This is a genomic window from Roseateles sp. P5_E1, from assembly GCF_054049335.1.
Map to the genome: position 1 here is coordinate 75,469 of NZ_JBFUMN010000017.1, position 20,413 is coordinate 95,881.

A 20,413-nucleotide genomic window follows, 5' to 3' on the forward strand; every position below is an offset into this window, starting at 1 on the left:
CGGCCTGGTGGGAAGTTCAGAACAAATGTTCTAGACATCACGTTCTAGAACGTTTATTCTGAACCCATGAGTCGAACCCCTTCCTCCAAGCCAACGGCGGCCGAGCTGGACCTGCTGCGCGTGCTCTGGCGCCTGGGCCCCGCCGATGCCAAGGCCGTGCACGAGGCCCTGCTGCCCGAGCGGCCCGACGCCACCTATGCCACCGTGCTGCGCCAGCTGCAGGTGATGCACGGCAAGGGCCTGCTGACCCGCGACGAGAGCCAGCGCCCGCAGCTCTACGCCCCCGTGCATGCCCAGGACAAGCTGCAGCAGTCCCTGATGAAGGACTTCATCAGCAAGGCCTTTGCCGGCTCTGGCAAGGCCCTGGTGCTGGCGGCCCTGAAGAACCACGTCAGCGCCAAGGAGCGCGCGGAGATCCGCCAGTTGCTGGCTGGAAAGGGAGATGAAGCCAGATGAGCCTGGACATCGCCATGATTGCCTGGGGCTGGGCCCTCGTGAACTTCGTCTGGCAGGGCGTCGTCGTCGGCGCCGCCGTGGCCTTGCTGCTGGCGCTGATGCGCGGCGCATCGGCACGCTGGCGCTATGCCGTCTGTGCGGCCGGCCTGGGGCTTTGCCTGGGCCTGCCGCTGGCACAGTGCCTGGATCTCGCACCGGCCGACACCGAGTTCATCGGCGAGCTGCCGCCGCTTGCTGAGCAGATGCCGGCCCTGGTCAGTGCCTGGGCCCTGGGCACGGCGCTGATGCTGGCGCGGCTGGCCCTGGGCCTGGCCTGGGTCGGCCGCGCGCGGCGGCGCAGCACGCCGGCACCGGCCGAATGGCAGGCGCGGCTGGACGCTCTCGCTCGACGCCTGGGCCTCAAGCGACCCGTCCCGCTGCGCCTGCTGCCCGACTTGGCCGGCCCCATCGCACTGGGCATGTTCAGGCCCTGTGTGCTGCTGCCCGCCGCCCTGCTGACCCGCCTGCCGGTGGACCTGATCGAAGCCCTGCTGGCCCACGAGCTGGCTCATGTGCGGCGCTGGGACTACGCGGCCAACCTGCTGCAGAGCGCCGTCGAGGCCCTGCTCTTCTTTCACCCCGTCGTCTGGTGGCTGTCGGCTCGCATGCGTCATGAGCGCGAGCTGGTGGCCGACGAGATCTCGGCCGAGCTGCTCGGTGATTCACGCCGCCTGGCCCTGGCCCTGCACGCCCTTTCTGAAATGGATTGCTCCGATATGACCCCCTCTCCCGCGCTCGCCGCTCGTGGCGGCGACCTGCTTGCCCGCATCGAGCGCCTGCTCGCGCCGCGCCCCCAGGCCACGGGCTGGAAGCTGGCCCTGCCGGCCCTGCTGATCGCCGCGACCAGCTTCGTCGTGCAAGCCAAGGGCCGTGAGCCGGTCGAGCCGCCGCCCAGCCCCGTGGCCATCGAGGCCGAGGCGCCGCCGGTTCAACAACTGCGCCTGCCCGTCAATGCCAAGCACGTCGTCGTCATCGACGACGCCACCGGCAAGGTGCTGATGGCTCGCGACGCCGACACCGTCGTGCCGATCGCCTCGCTGACCAAGCTGCTGACGGCCATGGTCGTGCTCGACGCCAAGCTGGACCCGAACGAGAAGCTGCGCATCACCAGCGACGACGTCGACACGCTCAAGCACAGCCGCTCGCGGGTTCGCGTCGGCACGCAGATGAGCCGGCAGGCCGCGCTGGAGCTGGCGCTGATGGAGTCCGAGAACCGCGCCGCCGCGGCGCTGGCGCGCACCTTTCCCGGCGGGGAGGCCGGCTTCGAGAAGGCCATGCAGGCCAAGATCCGCGCGCTCGGCCTGAAGCGCACGGCCATCACCGACCCGACCGGCCTGTCGCCGGCCAATACCTCGACCGCCACCGAGATGGCGGCCATCACGGCAGCGGCGGCGCGCTACGGCGAGATCGAGCGCATCACCAGCGTCAAGAAGGCCAAGGTGCCGGTCGACGGCCGCCAGCGCGACGTGCGCAACACCAACCGGCTGGTCGGCGCCAAGGGCTGGAACATCCGCGTCTCCAAGACCGGCTATACCGAGGAAGCAGGCCGCTGCCTGGCCATGCGCATCCTGAACGGCAAGCGCCCGGTGACCGTGGTGCTGCTGGACGCCGACGGCTCGGCCAATCGCCTGCGCGATGCAGCGCTGATCCGCAAGTCGCTGGCCCGCCAGGCTTTCTGACCGTGCAACGCCGTCATCTGCTTGCGGCCGGCAGCGCCGCCCTGTCCTGGCCCGCCTTTGCGCTGGACTTCGCAGCCCCAGCGGCGCCGGCTGTGATGCGCGCCAGCGTGGACCGCATCGTCGACATCGCCGTCGGCATCCGCCCTTTTCGCGCCCAGGGGCCGCGCATCGAGGTCGAGAGACGCTTCGGCAAGACCGTCGTCCACCACTACGGCCACGGCGGCAGCGGTTGGTCACTGTCCTGGGGTTCGGCCCAGCGCGCGCTGGCGCTGATCCAGTCGCGCGGCGGTCGCCCGGGTGAGCGCATCGCCGTCATCGGCTGCGGCGCCATCGGCCTGACGACGGCGCGCACCGCCCAGCAGGCCGGCTACAAGGTCAGGCTCTACGCCAAGGACCGGCCACCCCACGTGCACTCCTCAGCGGCCACCGGGCTGTGGACGCCGGACTCGCGCATCGTCACCAGCGAACACGCCAGCGAGGCCTGGACGGCCGATTGGGAAGCCATGGCTCGTGCCTCGTTCAAGGTGCACCAGAGCAATCTCGGCCTGCCTTCCGGCCCCGTCGAATGGCATGACGGCTATGTCGTCGCCGACGAGGGTTTCGATCAGGCCCTGCCCGGCCACATCGGCGAGCCCGACTATCCGGAGCTGTCGTCGCGCATCGCCGACCTGCGCCCGCAGGGCAAGGCGCTCTCGGCCGCGGAGCATCCTTTTCGCAAACCGCACGCACGCCGCTTCACGCAACTCATTTTCAACATCCCGGCCTACCAGCGCCTGCTGCTGGACGACTTTGCCCGCGACGGCGGCGAACTGGTGCAGCGCGAGTTCCGGCAGCCGCGCGACTTTGCCCGCCTGCCCGAGCGCGTCATCGTCAACTGCACGGGCGACGGTGCGCGCAAGCTGCTGGGCGACTCCAGCATGACGCCGGTGCGCGGCCAGACGGCTCGACTCATTCCACAGCCCGAGGTGGACTACGCGCTGATCTATCGCGGCCAGAACCTTGTCGTGCTGCCGCGCCGCGACGGCCTGCTGGTCGCGGCCATGGGTGAGCACGACTTCGGCAATGAAGACCAGCGCCCCGACCGGGCCCAGAGCGAGGCCGCGGTGCAGCGGCTCGCCGGCCTGTTCTAGAAAGTCTCCCAATCGCCCTCGGCCTGGCTCGGCGCGGGGGCGGGAACGGTCTTCTGCGCGGGCGCCGCACTGACCGGCGCGGGCCTGGCTTGAGCCGCAGGGCGCGGTGCAGGTTTGGGAGTCGCAGCGCGAGGCGCCATGGCAGACCGCGCTGCCGGCTTGGGCGTGCCGCGTGGCCCTGGCGCCGCAGCGCCCGCATCCACGCGGAAGGCCGCCACCGCCTCGGCCAGCTTGGCCGTCTGCATGCGCATGCTCTCGGCCGCGGCCGCCGTCTGCTCCACCAGGGCCGCGTTCTGCTGCGTGGCCTGGTCGAGCTGGCTGACGGCCGCGTTGATCTGGCCCACGCCTTCGCTCTGCTCTCGGCTGGAGACGGTGATCTCGCCGACGAGGTCGGTCACCTTGCGCACCTCGTTGACCATCTGGCCGATGGTTTCGCGCGCGGCCAGCACCTGGGCGCTGCCGCTCTCGACCTTGCTGACGCTGTCACCAATGAGGCTTTTGATCTCCTTGGCCGCCTCGGCGCTGCGCTGGGCCAGCAGGCGCACCTCGCCGGCCACGACGGCAAAGCCGCGGCCCTGCTCGCCCGCCCGCGCCGCCTCGACCGCCGCGTTCAGCGCGAGGATATTGGTCTGGAAGGCGATGCCATCGATGGTGCCGATGATGTCGKAGATCTTGCGGCTGGAGGTCGAGATCGCGTCCATCGTCGTGACGACCTCGCCCACCGCGGTGCCACCGGCGCCGGCCACTTCGGAGGCATGGTTGGCGAGCTGGTCGGCCTGGCGGGCGTTGTCGGCATTGGCCTTGATCTGCGCGGCCATCTGCTCGACGGAGGCGGCCGTCTGCTCGAGGCTGGAGGCCTGGCTCTCGGTGCGCGCCGACAGGTCGGCATTGCCCTGGGCGATCTCGGCCGCGGCGACGCTGAGCTGGTCGCAGCCCAGGCGCACGCCCGACACCATGCGCGCCAGGTTCTGCGTCATCTCGTCCAGCATGGTCAGCAACTGGCCGAGTTCATCGCGCGAACTGCTCTGCAGGCGCTGTGTCAAGTCGCCGGCCGCCACGGCCCTGACCGCGTCGGAAGCGCGCTGCACGGGGCCGGTAATGGAACGGGTGATGGACAGGGCCGCCAACACGCCGATGACCAGGGCCACGAGCGATGCGATGCCGAAGATCCACAGCACGCGGCGGTAGGCACTCTCGGCGGAAGCGGTCGTCACGCCGGCCAGCTTCTCGTTGTAGTCCCACCATTTGCCGACGTTCTGGCGCAGCGGCAGGAAGACGGTGCGGGCGGCCCCATTCATCTCCCGGGCTGCCGTGCCCTGGGTCGGGTCGGCGGCACTCTCCTCTGAAGCCTTGAGGACTTTTTCCTGGCCCGCGAAATAGGCCTCGGCGCCCTCGCGCACCGTCTTCAGCAGCCCACGATCCTCGTCGTCGGCGGCCAGCAGCTCATAGTCCTTCAACCGCTGGCGGACGTCGTCACGCGCCTTGACGATCTGGCCGGAGAGTTCCTTCTTCTGCTTGTCGTCGTCCGTCAGGATGTGCTGCTGCTCGTACCTCCGCGCGTCGGAGATCGCACCGTCGATCTGGTGAATGATGCGCAGCGACGGCAGGATGTTCTCGGGGTAGTACTCGGCGTAGTAGTTGATCGACTTCGCCAGCAACGTGCCGACAAAGGCCATCGCCAGCATCAGCGCCAGCAACACGAAGAACGCCAATCCCAGGCGCGTTCCGACGCGCAGATTCTTCAGTCCATCCACGGCTGTCCCCTTGTCGTTGTTCGAGGGACTGTGCCCCTTTCGCCGTGGGCAGGCAATGCGTGTGCAACCCCTGTTTTGTCAACTTTCAGACGGCTCGGCCTCGCCCAGCAGCAAGGCGAGCAGCACGGCGGTGCCGATGGGCATGAAAACGACGATGGCAATGAACCAAGGCATGAAGGCGCGGCCCGTACGGCGCACCAGCTGCATCATGAAAACGCAATGCATGGTGCCCGCCACGACGAGACCCAGACCCAGCAGGACGAGCCTGGACGCCGGCGGCTCGCCGTCCTGCGTGCTGCTGATGATCTGCCACAGGCACAGGCCGGCGACGAGCAGGGTGATGACTGCGTACTCGATGCCGCTCTTGATGTGTGGTTTCATGGCTCAGTCTCCCTCGATCAACTTCTTCAGCGGCGCAGGCAGCGCGTAATCCACCAGTTTCTCCCGCGCCACCCAAGTGCCGCCAGGAGTCATACCCTCAACTGCCTCGGCCCGCAGCGTGTGCAGCACCCAATCGAAGTGCGTCAGCGCGTGCTGCAGCCGCGGCAGCGTCTCCAGCTCGCCGCCCGGCAGGGCCGCTCGGGCGCTGGCCTCGTCATCAAACATCGGCAGCGTCCACAAGCCCGCCCAGACGCCGGTGTCAGGTCGCTGCTGCAGCAAGACCCGGCCCTCGACGCTCTCGACCCACAGCCACCAGTTCTCGCGACGGCCGCGCTTGAGCTTCCTGGTCTTGACCGGGAAGCGCGTCGGATCGCCCTCCTGCTGCCCGCGGCACATGGGCTGCACGGGGCAGAGCAGGCAGTCGGGCGAGTGCGTGCTGCAGATCGTCGCGCCGAGGTCCATCAGGCCCTGGGTGTAGCGGTCAACGTCGCGCTCGGGCAGCAGCTCGGTGGCACGGTCCCACAGCTTCTTCTCGGCGGCGCTGCTGGAAAGATCGCCGCTGAAGGCAAGCACGCGCGACAGCACGCGCTTGACATTGCCGTCCAGGATGGCGACGCGCTCGCCAAAGCAGAAGGCCGCGATGGCCGCAGCCGTGGAGCGACCGATGCCGGGCAGCGTCTGCAGGGCTGCAGCTGTGCCTGGGAACTCGCCCCCATGCAGCTCAGCCACGGCCTTGGCGCAGGCGTGGAGATTGCGCGCCCGGCTGTAGTAGCCCAGGCCGGCCCATTGCGCGAGCACTTCGTCCAGCGACGCCGCGGCCAGGTCGGTGACCTTGGGCCAGCGCGCCAGGAAGCGTTCGTAGTAGCCCAGCACCGTCGCGACCTGGGTCTGCTGCAGCATGACTTCCGACAGCCAGACGCGGTAGGGGTCGCGCGTGTTCTGCCACGGCAGCGTGTTGCGGCCATGGCGGCGCTGCCAGGCGACGACGGTCTTGCCGAAGTCGGCGCCCAGCGCTTCTGGCCTCATCGTTTCTGGCATTGGGGGCAGAAGAAGGTGGAACGTGCGCCTTGCACGATGCGCCTGATGGCGGTGCCGCAACGCCGACAGGCGTCGCCTTCGCGGCCATAGACCTGCGCCTGCATCTGGAAGCTGCCGGCCACGCCATGGGCGTCGCGAAAGTCGCGCAGCGTCGTGCCACCAGCTTCCAGCGCCTGGCCGAGCACCGTGCGCACGGCCGCGGCGAGCTTGTCGGCGCGCGGGCGGCTCAGCTTGCCGGCGGGCAGACGCGGGTCGATGCCGGCCATGAACAGCGCCTCACAGGCGTAGATATTGCCCGCGCCGACGACGATGTCGCCTGCCAGCAGCGCCTGCTTGATGGACACGCGCCGGCCGCTGAGTGCCGCATGCAGGTGCAGGCCGTCGAATCGCTCGTCGAAGGGCTCCAGGCCCAGGCTGCCGAGCAGCGTCGCCACCGGTTCTGCGTCCAGCGACGCGCCCCAGACGACGGCGCCGAAGCGGCGCGGGTCGGTCAGGCGCAGCAGGCCATGGTCGGTGTGCAGGTCGAAATGATCATGCGCGCCGGGCGCGGGTGTCGTGTCGAGAAAGGCCAGCGAACCGGACATTCCCAGGTGCATCAACAAGCCCCCGGCACTTGTCGGCCCCAAGGGCTGAGCGGCGCCCAGCCCGCCCCCCGAGGGGAGCAAGGCGATTTGGGGCGGCCCGGCATCGCCTTTTTCCAGCGGCAGCCACAAATATTTACCCCTTCTTTGCGTGCTGCCGACGCGGCTGCCGAGCAGTGTTTCGGGGTCGACGCCGAGTGGCCAGCGCAAGGGTTTTCCCAGGCGAAGGCCGGTTACCCGGGCCCCCTGGATGGCGCTGGCAAAGCTGCGGCGCGTGACTTCGACTTCGGGTAACTCGGGCATGAGACGGAAATCATAATCAGGCCCTGTTCAGTCGGAGTTCGAATGCCCCTGCCCACTCGCCGCGTGATCGCCGCGGCCGCCCTGTTCGCCGCCTTGCAAGCCCACGCCCAGGATGCCGCCGCGCCGGCCACTCCCACCGAGGCACCGACGAACTCGGCCATGGACGCGCCGCTGTTCTACCAGTTGCTGATCGGCGAGCTCGAGCTGCAGAGTGGCCAGGCCGGCGTCGCCTTCCAGGTGCTGCTGGACGCGGCGCGCCGCACCGGCGACGAGGAGCTGTTCAAGCGCGTCGTCAACATCGCCGTGCAGGCGCGTGCGGGTGACCAGGCCCTGATGGCCGCACGTGCCTGGGCCGAGACCGTGCCAACCTCGGCCGAGGCGCTGCAGAACTGCGTGCAGCTGCTGGCCGTCATGAACAAGCCCGCCGAAGTACCCACGCCGCTGGCGAGCTTGCTGCGCGTTGCGCCCGCTCCGCAGCGCCCCGGGCTCATCCTCGCGCTGCCCCGCCTGTTCCAGCGCTCGCCCGATCCCAAGGCCGTGCTCATGGCCCTGCGCCCGGTGCTGCAGGCCCAGGCCGGCCCGCTCAAGCCCGCCGCCCTGTACACCGAGGCCCGCCTGTCCATCAATGCCGGCGAGAACGGGCGAGCACTTGGACTGACCCGCGAACTCAACCAGCTCGTGCCCGACAACGATGACGCGATGCAACTGGCCGTCGACCTGATGCCCACGGAGCCTCAGGCCGAAGGGCTGATCACCGCCAGGCTGCGGCAGACGCCTGATCAGCATGCGCTGCGCCAGGCCTATGCCCGCGCCTTGATCCTGGCCCAGCGCCCGGCCGATGCCGCGCGCGAGTTCCGCCTGCTGACCGAGGCGACACCCGACAACCCCGCCCCCTGGCTGGCCCTGGGCGCCACCGAGCTGGAGCTCAAGCATGCCGCCGCCGCTGAGGCCGCCCTGCGCGAAGCCCTGAAGCGGCTGGACACGCCGGCCTCGGGCACCGATGCCGAGATCAAGGCCCGCGCCGAGGGCCGCCAGCAGGCCTGGTTGATGCTGTCCCAGGCGGCCGAGCAACGCGGCGATCTCAAGGCCGCCGAGGCGGCACTGCAAAAGGTGGACGGCAACGGACTGGAACTGCGCTACCGCCGCGCCAGCCTGCTGGCTCGACAAGGGAAGTTGCCTGAGGCCCGCAAGCTGCTGCAACCGGCGACCGATGCCAGCGATGCCGACGCCCGCGCCGCGCTGCTTGCCGAAGCCCAGCTGATGCGCGAGCAGCGCGACTACACGGCCTCACTGGCCGTCCTCAAGACTGCCACGACCCGCTTTCCCGCCGACGCCGACCTCGTCTACGAACAGGCCATGATGACCGAGAAGGCGGGCCGCTTCGATGAAATGGAGAGCCTCTTGCGCCGGGTCATCGAGATCAAACCCGACTATCACCACGCCTACAACGCCCTGGGCTATTCGCTGGCCGAGCGCAATCTGCGCCTGCCCGAGGCCAAGGAGCTCATCGAACAGGCGCTGAAGCTGGCGCCGGGCGAGCCCTTCATCGTCGACAGCCTGGGCTGGGTCGAATTCCGCCTGGGCAACCTGCCCGAGGCCGCCAAGCTGCTGCGCCAGGCCCATACCGCCCGCCCCGACGCCGAGATCGCCGCCCACCTCGGCGAGGTGCTGTGGGCCAGCGGCGCCCAGGATGAAGCCCGCCGCGTCTTTGCAGAGGCCGCTCAGCGCGAACCCGGCAATGACGCCCTACGCGAGACGCTGGACCGGCTGAAGGTCAAGCCGCGATGAGGCTGGCCGCCCTGCTCCTCGCGCTCGCCGTCGCCGGCTGCGCGCAGCTGCCTCAGGCGCCGCCCGCTGGCCAGGAGTCCCGGCTCAGTGGCCGCATCAGCGTGACGGTGGCCGGCGATGCGCACAACCGTGGCACCGGCGGTGCGGCCAGCTTCGAACTGTTCGGCGGCCCGCAGGCTGGGCGGCTGGAGCTGACATCGCCGCTCGGCGCCCTGGTAGCCCGCGCGAACTGGCAGCCCGGCCGCGTCACGCTGCAGACGCCCGGCGACGAGCGCCGCTTCGACGACCTCGACGCATTGACCCGCGAGCTGCTCGGCGAGCCGGTGCCGGTTGCTGCGCTGTTCGACTGGCTGCAAGCCCGACCCTGGCCCGCCGCGCCACACCGCAAGACGACGAGCGGCTTCGAGCAACTGGGCTGGCGCATCGAACCCAAGCTGCCCGCCCTCGTCGCCACGCGCCTGGCCGAACCCACCGTCACGCTGCGCGCCCGGCTGGACAGCGGCGAATGAAGGCGCTGTACGACCTGGCCGCGCCCGCCAAGCTCAACCTCTTTTTGCATGTGATCGGCAAGCGGCCTGATGGCTACCACCTGCTGCAGTCAGTCTTTGTGCTGATCGATTGGGCGGACACATTGCATGTGGAGACTCGCGCAGACGGGCAGCTGCATCGCCATGATGTGCTCGCAGGCGACCTGCCCGCCGATGACCTCTGCCTGCGTGCCGCTCGCCTGCTGCAAACCGAGACTGGCTGCACGCTCGGCGCCGACATCCATCTCGAAAAGCGGCTGCCTGCCGGTGCCGGCATGGGCGGCGGCTCGTCGGATGCGGCGACGACGCTGCTGGCGCTGAACCGGCTCTGGGATCTGCGCCTGCCGCTGGACCGCCTGATAGCGCTCGGCCTGAAGCTCGGCGCCGACCTGCCCTTCTTCCTCGGCGGCGGCCCGGCCTTCGTCGAAGGCATCGGCGAAATCCTGCATCCACTGACCTTGCCCGAGCAGCGCTTCGCCGTGCTCAAGGGCCCGGCCGGGCTGGCAACCAAGGACATCTTTTCAAGCCAACTCTTGGCAAGGTCTGAAAACCTGGCTATAGTCGCGGGCTTTCCCGCCCTGGCTGGAACTGCAGAAAACTTGGTGAATGGCTTTGGTCACAACGACCTCCAGCCCGCCGCCGAAAGTATCAGCAGTGAAGTGCAAGACGCGGTAGCGTGCATGTCGAAGCAATTCGGCAACGCCCGAATGACGGGCTCAGGCGCTGCAGTGTTTTCAGTACTCGCCGGGAATGGAAAAGATGGCAATGACGACCAGTCCCTGGCGACATTACTGCGGGCCAGACCTGCGGAGTGGACCGGTCGAATCTGCCACAGCCTGGCTCAACACCCGCTCGCGGGCTGGGCCGGCTGACAAAGGTTTATAGGGTTCGGCCGCTCGGCCGGGTCCTGTGTAGGGGAGTCGCCAAGTTGGTCAAGGCATCGGATTTTGATTCCGACATGCGAGGGTTCGAGTCCTTCCTCCCCTGCCAAATGTTTTCCGTACTTCGCTGAACCGGCTGCGCATTCAGCGGGCCACTGACTCAAGGAAGCCCAGTGCTGCTCAACACGGTTCTCTTCACCGGCAACGCGAACCCGGTCCTCTCTCAGGAAATGGCCACCCATCTCGGTCTCGAGCTGGGCAAGGCCGTCGTCGGGCGTTTCTCGGACGGCGAAGTCGCCGTCGAGATCCAGCAGAACGTGCGCGCCCGCGACGTCTTCGTCATCCAGCCCACCTGCGCGCCGACGAACGAGAACCTGATGGAGCTGCTGATCATGGCGGACGCGCTCAAGCGCTCCAGTGCCCGCCGCATCACCGCCGTCATCCCCTATTACGGCTATGCCCGCCAGGACCGCCGCCCGCGCTCCACCCGCGTGCCGATCTCGGCCAAGGTCGTCGCCAACCTGCTGGAAACCGTCGGCGTCGAGCGTGTGCTGACCATGGACCTGCACGCCGACCAGATCCAGGGCTTCTTCGACATCCCGGTCGACAACATCTACGCGTCGCCCGTCCTGCTGTCGGACCTGAAGAGCCGCAACTACAGCGACCTCGTCGTCGTGTCGCCGGACGTCGGCGGCGTGGTGCGCGCCCGCGCCCTCGCCAAACAGCTCGGCTGCGACCTGGCCATCATCGACAAGCGCCGCCCAACCGCCAACGTGTCCGAAGTGATGCACGTCATCGGCGAGATCGACGGCCGCAACTGCGTGATCATGGACGACATGATCGACACCGCCGGCACCCTCGTGAAGGCGGCCGATGTGCTGAAGGCGCGTGGCGCCAAGAGCGTGTTCGCCTATTGCACCCACCCCATCCTGTCGGGCCCGGCCATCGAGCGCATCGCCAGCTCGCAGCTGGACGAAGTCGTCATCACCAACACCATTCCGCTGACCGACGCGGCCAAGGCCTGCAAGAAGATCCGCCAGCTGTCGGTGGCCTTCCTGTTCGCCGAGACCATCCGCCGTATTTCCGACGGCGAGTCGGTCACCAGTCTCTTCTCCGAGCAGAACAACAACTTCTGATCGGGGATTTCGCCGCGGTCGCAAGACCGCATTCCCAACGGTGCCTGGTCGCGGGTGCCGTTTCTCTTTTTGGAGAAAACCATGAAGTTCGTCGCTTTTGAGCGCAAATTGCAGGGGACCGGAGCGAGCCGCCGCCTGCGCGTGGCCGGCAAAGTGCCCGGTATCGTTTTTGGCGCTGGTGAGCCCGTCATGATCGAACTCGATCACAACGCGCTGTTCCACGCCCTCAAGAAGGAAGCCTTCCACAGCTCGCTGCTGGACATGGAACTGGCTGGCGCCACCACGCAAGTGCTGCTGCGCGATTTCCAGATGCACCCGTACAAGCCGCAAGTCCTGCACTGCGACTTCCAACGCGTGGACGCCACGACCAAGATCACGAAGAAGGTGCCGCTGCACTTCATCGGTGAAGACACGTCGCCGGCCGTCAAGACCGACCACTGCACGGTCAACCACGTTGTGACCGAACTGCTGATCACCTGCCTGGCCAAGCAACTGCCCGAGTTCATCGAGGTGGACCTGTCTGGCTTGACCCAGGGTCACTCGCTGCACGTCAACGACATCAAGCTGCCGGAAGGCATCAAGGTCGTGACGCACGGCAAGCCGAACCCCGTCATCGCGACGCCGATCGCGCCGGTTGCTGAAGAAGTCATCGTTGCCGCCGCTCCGGTGGTCGACGACGGCAAGAAGAAGAAGAAGAAGTAATTTCTTCGAGGCTTCAAGCCAAAGACGAGGGGCTCCGCAAGGAGCCCTTTTTCATTGCGCCGGCAGCCGGCCACCCAGGTTCTTCAGCAGCAGATTGGCCGCCACCAGCTGGCGGTTGCGGGCAGACAGCAGGTTGGCTTCGGCCGAGAGCAGCGAACTCTGCGCCGCGCTGACGTTCAAGAAGCTGACCGTGCCGGCGCGGTACTGGGCCAGCACGATGTCGAGGTTTCGCTGGGCGGCCTCGAAAGCGTCACGCTGCAGGGCCAGCGCGGCGCCGGATTCGGCGAACTGCACGAGGTTGTCCTCGACCTCCTGAAACGCCGTCAGCACCGCCTGGCGGTAGTTGGCGGTAGCGGCATCGGCCGCGGCGCGAGCTTGGGCTGAAGCCAGCTTGCGTTGGCCGCCATCGAAGATCGGCTGCGCCACGGCCGCACCGATGCTCCACAACAGGTTGGGCGCCGAGATCAGGTTGGACCAGGACGAGCCGCGGTAGCCGGCGCTGGCTGACAGGTCGATGGACGGAAAGAAGGCCGCATCGGCGATGCCGATCTGCGCATACGCCGCCGTCTGGCGGGCGCGTGCGGCCGCAATGTCGGGGCGCTGGGCCAGCATCGTCGACGGCACCAGGTCCGGCACCGGCGGCAACTCGGGCAGGTGAGAGCTGGGCAGCAGCTGGAACTGCCCCGGCAGCTTGCCAAGCTGGGTGGCGATGGCATGCTCAAGTTGCGCGCGCTCGGTGCGCATGTCGCTGAGCTGCGACTGCACGCTGCGCAGCTGGGTGCGAGCCTGCAGCACATCGGTCTGCGCGACGACGCCGCCGGCATAGCGGGCCTCGGTCAACTCCAGCGCTCGCTGGTTGGCGGTCACGGTGCGCTCCAGCAGCGCCTGCTGCGCCTCGGCGGTGCGCAACGCGAAATAGCTTTGCGTCAGCGTCGCCTGCGCCGACAGGCGCAGCGCGGCCAGATCGGCCTGGCTGGCCTGGTAGTTCGCGCCGGCGGCCTTGACGCCTTCGGCGAGGCGCCCCCAGAGATCGATCTCCCAGGCCGCATTGGCCGTCAGCGAGTTGTTGGTCGACGCGGTGCGCTGGCCGTTGCCGTTCTCGGCCGTGGCGGATCGGGTGCTGCCCGCGCCAACGGACAACGTGGGGAAAATGGCCGAGCGGCTGGCTGCAAGCACCGCGCGGGCCGATGCAACCTGGGCCAGGGCCGCGGCAAGGTTCTGGTTGCCGACGACGAGGTCGGCCTGCAGGCTGTCCAGCACCGGATCCTTGAACATCGTCCACCAGGCCTCGGGCACGGCGACCTCGGGCGCCACGCGCCGCCATTCGGTCGAGCCCGTGAAGTGCTCGGGCGGCGGGGATTCAGCAGGCGGGTGCTGCGAGGTCACGGCGCAGCCGGCAAGCAGCAGGGCGATGGTCAAGGGAGCAAGGGCAGTCTTCAGCATGGCTTAGGTCGCGGTCTGGATGACAGCTGCACGAGCAGGCGCGCGCTTCTTGCGGCTCAGCCTGTCCATGCAGCAGAACACGACGGGCGTGGTGTAGAGGGTCAGCAGCTGGCTCAGCAGCAGGCCGCCGACGATGGAGATGCCCAGCGGCACGCGCAGTTCGGCGCCTTCGCCATGGCCCAGGGCCAGCGGCACGGCGCCGAAGACGGCGGCCACCGTCGTCATCAGGATGGGGCGCAGCCGCAGCAGCGCCGCGCGGTAGATGGCGGCACCTGGCGACAGCCGGCTGCCGCGCTCCTCGGCCGCATGCTGGGCCGAGATGGCGAAGTCCAGCATCATGATGGCGTTCTTCTTGACGATGCCGATCAGCAGGATGACGCCGATCAACGCAATGATGGTGAAGTCGGTCTTGAAGGCCATCAGCGCGAGCAATGCGCCGACGCCCGCCGAGGGCAGCGTCGACAGGATGGTGATCGGGTGGATCAGGCTCTCGTAGAGCATGCCCAGCACCAGGTAGATGGTCACGATGGCCGCGAGGATGAGCAGGGGCTGGGACTTCAGCGAGGCCTGGAAGGCCTGGGCCGTGCCCTGGAAGCTGCCGCGCACCGACACGGGCGCGCCGCTGCCGGCCACGGCGTCATTGATGGCGACGACCGCATCCGACATCGACACGCCCTCGGCCAGGTTGAAGCTGATGGTGCTGGCCGGCGTGCCGCTCTGGTGGTTGACGGACAGCGGCGTGTTGGTCGTCTCGACGCGCGCCACCGCCGACAGCGGCACCTGCTGGCCCGCGCTGCTGGTCAGCATCAGCCGGTCCAGGGTCTGCGGGCTTTGCAGCCAGACGGGCGCCAGCTCCATGACGACGCGGTACTGGTTCAGCGGGTTGTAGATGACGCCGACCTGGCGCTGGCCAAAGGCATTGTTCAGCGTGCTGTCGAAGGCGCTCATCGTGATGCCGAGTCGCGCCAATGCATCACGGTCGACGACCAGCGACGTCTGCGTGCCCTTGTCCTGCTGGTCGGTATTGACGTCGGTGATCTCCGGCACCTCGGTCAGCGCGCGGCGGATGCGCGGCTCCCAGGTGCGCAGGTCTTCCAGGCTGTCCGACTGCAGCGTGTACTGCAGCGAGGCGTTGGCCTGGCGGCCGCCGATGCGGATGTCCTGCACGGGCGCCATGAACATATTGGCGCCCGGCACCTTGGCCAGCTTGCCGCGTAGCCGGTTGATGACGGCGTCGATGCTCTCCTCGCGTTCGGCCTGGGACTTCAGGCTGATGAACATGTTGGCGCTGTTGCGCTGGCCACCGCCGGTGAAACCGGTGACGTTGGCCACGGCCGGGTCGGCGCGCACGATGTCATGGAAGGTGCGCAGCTTGAGCTGCATGGACTGGAAGGAGGAGGCCTGGTCGGCCTGTACGCCGCCAGTCATCAGGCCGGTGTCCTGCTGCGGGAAGAAGCCCTTGGGGATGGTCATGTAGAGATGCACGTTCAGCGCGACGACGCCGGCCAGCACCAGCAGCGCGACGGGCTGGTGGCGCAGCGTCCAGCGCAGACTGCGGCGGTAGCCGCGCATCAATGCGCGTTGCAGGCGTCCGAGAAATTGGCCGACGCGGCCGGCCTTCTTCGCCTCGCCATGGGGCTTGAGCAAGGTCGCGGCCATCATGGGCGTGGTGGTCAGCGACACGACCATGGACACCAGGATGGCCACCGACAGCACGACGGCGAACTCGCGGAACAGCCGCCCGACGATGCCACCCATGGCCAGGATGGGGATGAAGACGGCAATCAGGCTCAGCGAGATGGAGACGACGGTGAAGCCGATCTCGCGCGCGCCTTTCAGCGCCGCCTCGCGGGGCGGCACGCCGCGCTCGATGTGGCGCGAGATGTTCTCGAGCACGACGATGGCGTCGTCGACGACGAAGCCCGTCGCCACCGTCATCGCCATCAGCGACAGGTTGTCGATGCTGTAGCCCAGCAGATACATGAAGCCGCAGGTGCCGGCCAGCGACACCGGCACGGCCACAGCCGGCAGCAGGGCGGCACGGAAGCGCCGCAAGAAGATGAAGACGACGACGATGACCAGGCCGAAGGAGATGGTCAGCGTGCGCTGCACCTCCTTGATGCTGCCGCGGATGGTCGACGTGCGGTCCATGACGACGTCGACATTGATGGCCGGCGAGATGGAGGCGCGCAACTGCGGCAGCAGCGCCCGCACCGTGTCGACGGTCTTGATGATGTTGGCGCTGGGTGCCTTGTTCAGGATCAGCAGCACGGCCGAGCGGCCATTGGCCAGGCCGTCGTTGCGCAGGTCCTGCACGCTGTCCTCGATGGAGGCCACGTCGCGCAGCTGCACGGCGGCGCCGTTCTTGTAGCTCAGCACCAGGGGTGCGTAGTCGCTGGCGAGGCGGGCCTGGTCGTTGGCGATGATCTGCCAGGTGCGGTCGCCGCTCTCCAGTTGCCCCTTGGGCCGGTTGGCATTGGTGGCGACAACGGCCGCCCTGACCTGATCCAGCGAGATGCCCTGGGCGGACAGCTTGTTCGGGTCCAGCTCGATGCGCACCGCCGGCAACGCACCGCCGCCCACGCTGACCTGGCCGACACCGTCGACCTGCGACAGGCGCTGCGCCAGCACGGTGGACGCGGCGTCGTACATCTGGCCGCGCGTCAGCGTGTCCGACGTCAGCGCGACGATCATGATGGGCGCGTCGGCCGGGTTGACCTTGCGGTAGCTCGGGTTGCTCGGCATGCCGGTGGGCAGCAAGGCACGCGAGGCATTGATGCCGGCCTGCACGTCGCGGGCGGCGCTGTCGATGTCGCGGCTGAGGTCGAACTGCAGCGTGACGCGGCTGCTGCCCAGCGACGATGACGAGGTGATCTCGGTGACGCCGGCGATGCTGCCGAGCGTCCGCTCCAGCGGCGTGGCCACGGTCGCGGCCATCGTGTCGGGGCTGGCGCCGGGCAGGGAAGCGCTGACCGAGATGGTCGGGAACTCGACCTGCGGCAGCGGCGCGATGGGCAGCAGCAGGTAGGCGATGGCCCCCGCCAGCGCCAGGCCGCAGGTGATCAGCGCCGTGCCGATGGGGCGCTCGATGAAGACGCGCGACAGGTTCACGCCACGGCCTCCTTCGCCTGGCCGCGGCGCTTGAGGCGCGCGGCCACCGATGCGAAGCCCAGGTAAATGACCGGCGTCGTGAACAGCGTCAGCAGCTGGCTGACGATGAGGCCGCCGACCATGACGACGCCCAGCGGGTGGCGCAGCTCGCTGCCCACGCCGGTGCCGAGCATCAGCGGCAGCGCGCCCAGCAGGGCCGCCATCGTCGTCATCAGGATGGGCCGGAAACGCAGCAGGCAGGCCTCGAAGATGGCGTCGCGCGGCGTCTTGCCATGATCGCGTTCGGCCTCCAAGGCGAAGTCGATCATCATGATCGCGTTCTTCTTGACGATGCCGATCAAGAGCACGATGCCGATGATGGCGATGATGTCCAGGTCGAGGCGGAAGGCCAGCAGGGCCAGCAGCGCACCCAGGCCGGCGGAGGGCAGCGTCGACAGGATGGTCAGCGGGTGGATGGTGCTCTCGTAGAGCACGCCCAGCACGATGTACATCGTCACGATGGCCGCGAGGATGAGCAGCAGCGTGCTCGTGAGGGACGCCTGGAAGGCCAGGGCCGCACCCTCGAATCGCGTCTCGACGCTGAGCGGCAGCTGCAACGCATCGACCTCGGCGCGGACCGCCTTGACCGCTTCGCCGAGCGAGGCGCCAGGCGCGAGGTTGAAAGACAGGGTCGACGACGGGAACTGCGCCACATGGTTGACGGCCAGCGGCGCCAGCTTCTCGCTGAAGCGCGCCACCGAGCTGAGCGGCACTTGCACGCCACCCGCGCCGGGCACATAGAGGCGCTTCAGGCCGTCCAGGCCCTGGCGGTATTCGGGCGCCACTTCCAGCACGACGCGGTACTGGTTGCTCTGCGTGAAGATGGTCGAGATCAACCGCTGGCCGAAGGCGCTGTACAGCGCACTGTCGATGGCCGCGACGCTGACGCCCAGCCGGCCGGCCGCGTCGCGGTCGATGTCGACATAGGCTTGGAGGCCCTTTTCCTGCTGGTCGCTGGCCACATCGACGATCTGCTTCAGGCCACGCAGCCGCTCCAGCACGGCCGTCGTCGAACGGCTCAACTCGGCGGAGTCCGGCGAAGACAGCGTGAACTGGTACTGCGTCTTGGCGATGCGGTCCTCGATGGTCAGGTCCTGCACGGGCTGCAGATACAGCGCAATGCCGGGCTCCTCGGCGGCCGCGTCCGCAATGCGTCGCGCCACCTCGGCGGCGCTGGCGCCGCGGCCCTCCTTGGCCTTGAGCGAAATCTGCAGCCGGCCCTGGTTCAGCGTCGTGTTGCCACCGTCCACGCCGATGAAGGACGACACGCTCTCCACCGCCGGGTCCTTCAGCACGCGTTCGGCCAGGCGCTGCTGGTGCTCGGCCATGGCGCCGAAGGAGGTGGACTGCGCCGCCTCGGTGATGCCCTGCAGCTGGCCGGTGTCCTGCACGGGGAAGAAGCCCTTGGGCACCAGCAGATAGAGCACGCCGGTCAGGCCCAGCGTGGCGATGAAGACGACCAGCGTCGCCGCTGAGCGGTCCAGCACCCAGTTCAACATGCGGCCATAGCCGGCGATGGTGTCGTCGAAGGCCTTGCCCACGCGGCGCCACAGCCAGCCGTGGTCTTCGTCGTGCTCGTGCTTGAGCAGGCGCGCGCACATCATGGGCGTCAACGTCAGCGACACGAAGGCCGAGATCAGGATGGACACGGCCAGCGTGATCGCGAACTCGTGGAAGAGGCGGCCGACCACGTCGCCCATGAAGAGCAGCGGGATCAGCACGGCGATCAGCGAGACCGTCAGCGAGATGATGGTGAAGCCGATCTGCTTGGAGCCAGTCAGGGCCGCGTCGTATGGGCTGACGGCTTCACCGCCCTCCTCCATGTGCCGCGCAATGTTCTCAATCATGACGATGGCGTCGTCCACCACGAAGCCCGTGGAGATCACCAACGCCATCAGCGTCAGGTTGTTGATCGAGAACCCCGCCATGTACATGACGCCGAAGGTGCCCACCAGAGACACCGGCACGGCGACGGCCGGGATGATGGTGGCCGGCAGGCTGCGCAGGAAGACGAAGATGACGCCGATGACCAGCACGATGGCAAACAGCAGTTCGTGCTGCACATCGGTCACCGAGGCGCGGATGGTGGTGGTGCGGTCGCTGAGCAGTTGCACGTCCAGCGATGCCGGCAGGCTGGCCTGCAGCTGGGGCAGCACGGCGCGCACGCGGTCCACGGTCTCGATGACGTTGGCCCCGGGCTGGCGCTGCACGTTCAGGATGACGGCCGACACCGAGGATTTGCTGGCCTGGCCGGCCCAGGCGGCCAGGCGCAGGTTCTCGGCGTCATCCACCAGCTGGGCCACATCCTTGAGCCGCACCGCATTGCCGTTTTTGTAGGCAATCACCAGATTGGCGTATTCAGACGCGCTGCGCAGCTGATCGTTGGCGTCCAGCGTCGAGGCGCGCAGCGGGCCGTCGAAGCTTCCCTTGGACTGGTTGACGTTGGCCCCAGAGATCGCCGTGCGCACATCGTCGATGGACAGGCCGAGCGAGGCCAGCGCGCCCGGATTGGCCTGGATGCGCACGGCCGGCCTCCGCCCACCCGCGATGCCGACCAGGCCCACGCCCGGCACCTGCGAGATCTTCTGCGCCAGGCGGCTCTCGACGAGATCGTGCACGCGCGTGATGGGCAGGGTCGCGGAACTGATGGCGATGGTCAGCACCGGCGCATCGGCCGGGTTGACCTTGCTGTAGACCGGCGGCATCGGCAGGTCGCTGGGCAGCAGGTTGCTGCCGGCATTGATGGCCGCCTGCACCTCCTGCTCGGCCACGTCCAGGGCCAGGCTGAGCTCGAAGCGCAGCGTGATGACCGAGGCCCCGCCCGAGCTGGTGGACGACATCTGCGCCAGGCCCGGCATCTGGCCGAACTGGCGCTCCAGCGGGGCGGTGACCGAGGACGTCATCACGTCCGGGCTGGCGCCGGGGTAGAGCGTCGTGACCTGGATGGTCGGGTAGTCGACCTCGGGCAGGGCCGACACCGGCAGCAGCCGGTAGGCCAGGGCGCCGGCCAGCACGATGGCCAGCATCAGCAGCGAGGTCGCGACCGGCCGCGCGATGAAAAGGCGTGACGGGTTCATCGGAAGCTGTGAATGGACTCCGCGCGGCCGAGCAGGCCGTCGCGGCGTCGCCAATCAAGGCGCAAAGCACAGCCGTAGCAGGGACTACGGCGAGCATTTGCAACGCCGAGTGGCGGCGTTGCGGCGGGATGAGCGGGCGTGCGGGGTGCGTTCACAGCTTCCTCACTGGGAAGGAGCCGAGGCGCGGTGCTGCTGGATCCAGGTGCGGCGGTCCTCGGGATTCATGGCCTTGAGCTTCTCGACCATCTCGGGCGGCACGCGGTCGGCCCAGCGCGGCCGCTCGCCGTCGGCGGCAGCCGCCGCCGCGCTCGCGCCGCTGGCACTCGCGCCCGGCGCACTGGCAGCGCC

General features: G+C 68.3%; 15 protein-coding genes, 1 tRNA gene and 1 pseudogene. 9 read left to right on the forward strand and 8 right to left on the reverse strand.

The annotated features are described in order from the left end of the window. The first annotated feature begins 66 nt into the window (after positions 1-66). The 3 genes from ACXJKJ_RS15585 to ACXJKJ_RS15595 are packed head-to-tail and all read left to right on the forward strand — an operon-like array spanning position 67 to position 3,304. Positions 67-456: a BlaI/MecI/CopY family transcriptional regulator gene (locus ACXJKJ_RS15585; protein WP_457351673.1), complete on the forward strand. Its 390-nt coding sequence runs from the start codon at positions 67-69 to the stop codon at positions 454-456. Beyond that, entirely contained in the window at positions 453-2,174 is a 1,722-nt protein-coding gene (locus tag ACXJKJ_RS15590; RefSeq protein WP_457390856.1) for a M56 family metallopeptidase, read from the forward strand. The genes ACXJKJ_RS15585 and ACXJKJ_RS15590 overlap by 4 nt, the downstream gene beginning before the upstream one ends. A 2-nt stretch (positions 2,175-2,176) precedes the next feature. Next, positions 2,177-3,304: an FAD-dependent oxidoreductase gene (locus ACXJKJ_RS15595; RefSeq protein WP_457390857.1), complete on the forward strand. Its 1,128-nt coding sequence runs from the start codon at positions 2,177-2,179 to the stop codon at positions 3,302-3,304. Between the two features lie 362 nt (positions 3,305-3,666). Here the strand turns inward: ACXJKJ_RS15595 and ACXJKJ_RS15600 are convergent. The 4 genes and pseudogenes from ACXJKJ_RS15600 to mutM form a co-directional block, all read right to left on the reverse strand. After that, positions 3,667-5,031, reverse strand: a pseudogene (locus ACXJKJ_RS15600) (methyl-accepting chemotaxis protein); the annotation flags it as partial. A gap of 105 nt (positions 5,032-5,136) precedes the next feature. Then, complete coding sequence (locus ACXJKJ_RS15605) at positions 5,137-5,439, reverse strand: hypothetical protein (RefSeq protein WP_057300647.1); 303 nt, start codon at positions 5,437-5,439, stop codon at positions 5,137-5,139. 3 nt (positions 5,440-5,442) lie between these two features. Then, positions 5,443-6,465: an A/G-specific adenine glycosylase gene (gene mutY, locus ACXJKJ_RS15610; protein WP_457390859.1), complete on the reverse strand. Its 1,023-nt coding sequence runs from the start codon at positions 6,463-6,465 to the stop codon at positions 5,443-5,445. Then, complete coding sequence (gene mutM / locus ACXJKJ_RS15615) at positions 6,462-7,361, reverse strand: bifunctional DNA-formamidopyrimidine glycosylase/DNA-(apurinic or apyrimidinic site) lyase (protein ID WP_457390860.1); 900 nt, start codon at positions 7,359-7,361, stop codon at positions 6,462-6,464. Before mutM ends, mutY begins: the two co-directional genes overlap by 4 nt. Before the next feature lie 42 nt (positions 7,362-7,403). On the opposite strand from mutM, the gene ACXJKJ_RS15620 reads away from it, so the two are divergent. The 6 genes from ACXJKJ_RS15620 to ACXJKJ_RS15645 all read left to right on the forward strand — a co-directional run bounded on the left by ACXJKJ_RS15620 (position 7,404) and on the right by ACXJKJ_RS15645 (position 12,395). Continuing rightward, positions 7,404-9,149 carry a tetratricopeptide repeat protein gene (locus tag ACXJKJ_RS15620; protein ID WP_457390862.1) on the forward strand — a complete coding sequence of 582 codons (1,746 nt, stop codon included), beginning with the start codon at positions 7,404-7,406 and terminating at the stop codon, positions 9,147-9,149. After that, positions 9,146-9,658, forward strand: a complete 513-nt coding sequence (locus ACXJKJ_RS15625; protein WP_457390864.1) for an outer membrane lipoprotein LolB — start codon at positions 9,146-9,148, stop codon at positions 9,656-9,658. Before ACXJKJ_RS15620 ends, ACXJKJ_RS15625 begins: the two co-directional genes overlap by 4 nt. Next, positions 9,655-10,548: a 4-(cytidine 5'-diphospho)-2-C-methyl-D-erythritol kinase gene (gene ispE, locus ACXJKJ_RS15630; protein WP_457390866.1), complete on the forward strand. Its 894-nt coding sequence runs from the start codon at positions 9,655-9,657 to the stop codon at positions 10,546-10,548. Before ACXJKJ_RS15625 ends, ispE begins: the two co-directional genes overlap by 4 nt. A gap of 41 nt (positions 10,549-10,589) precedes the next feature. Beyond that, positions 10,590-10,666 (forward strand) — tRNA-Gln (locus tag ACXJKJ_RS15635). A gap of 64 nt (positions 10,667-10,730) precedes the next feature. Continuing rightward, entirely contained in the window at positions 10,731-11,693 is a 963-nt protein-coding gene (locus tag ACXJKJ_RS15640) for a ribose-phosphate pyrophosphokinase (RefSeq protein ID WP_056193791.1), read from the forward strand. A gap of 81 nt (positions 11,694-11,774) precedes the next feature. Then, a complete protein-coding gene (locus ACXJKJ_RS15645) occupies positions 11,775-12,395 on the forward strand; it encodes a 50S ribosomal protein L25/general stress protein Ctc (protein WP_056193788.1) in 621 nt (206 codons plus the stop codon). 51 nt (positions 12,396-12,446) lie between these two features. Here ACXJKJ_RS15645 and ACXJKJ_RS15650 read toward each other — a convergent pair whose 3' ends face one another. The 4 genes from ACXJKJ_RS15650 to ACXJKJ_RS15665 all read right to left on the reverse strand — a co-directional run. Continuing rightward, a complete protein-coding gene (locus ACXJKJ_RS15650; RefSeq protein ID WP_457390868.1) occupies positions 12,447-13,838 on the reverse strand; it encodes an efflux transporter outer membrane subunit in 1,392 nt (463 codons plus the stop codon). 3 nt (positions 13,839-13,841) lie between these two features. Further along, the gene (locus ACXJKJ_RS15655) at positions 13,842-16,949 is read right to left on the reverse strand and encodes a multidrug efflux RND transporter permease subunit (protein ID WP_457390870.1); all 3,108 of its coding nucleotides are present in this window, start codon (positions 16,947-16,949) and stop codon (positions 13,842-13,844) included. Next, entirely contained in the window at positions 16,946-20,065 is a 3,120-nt protein-coding gene (locus tag ACXJKJ_RS15660) for an MdtB/MuxB family multidrug efflux RND transporter permease subunit (protein WP_457390872.1), read from the reverse strand. The genes ACXJKJ_RS15655 and ACXJKJ_RS15660 overlap by 4 nt, the downstream gene beginning before the upstream one ends. A 162-nt stretch (positions 20,066-20,227) precedes the next feature. Further along, positions 20,228-20,413 (reverse strand): hypothetical protein (locus ACXJKJ_RS15665; protein WP_457390874.1); only part of this gene is annotated, 186 nt, incomplete at its 5' end.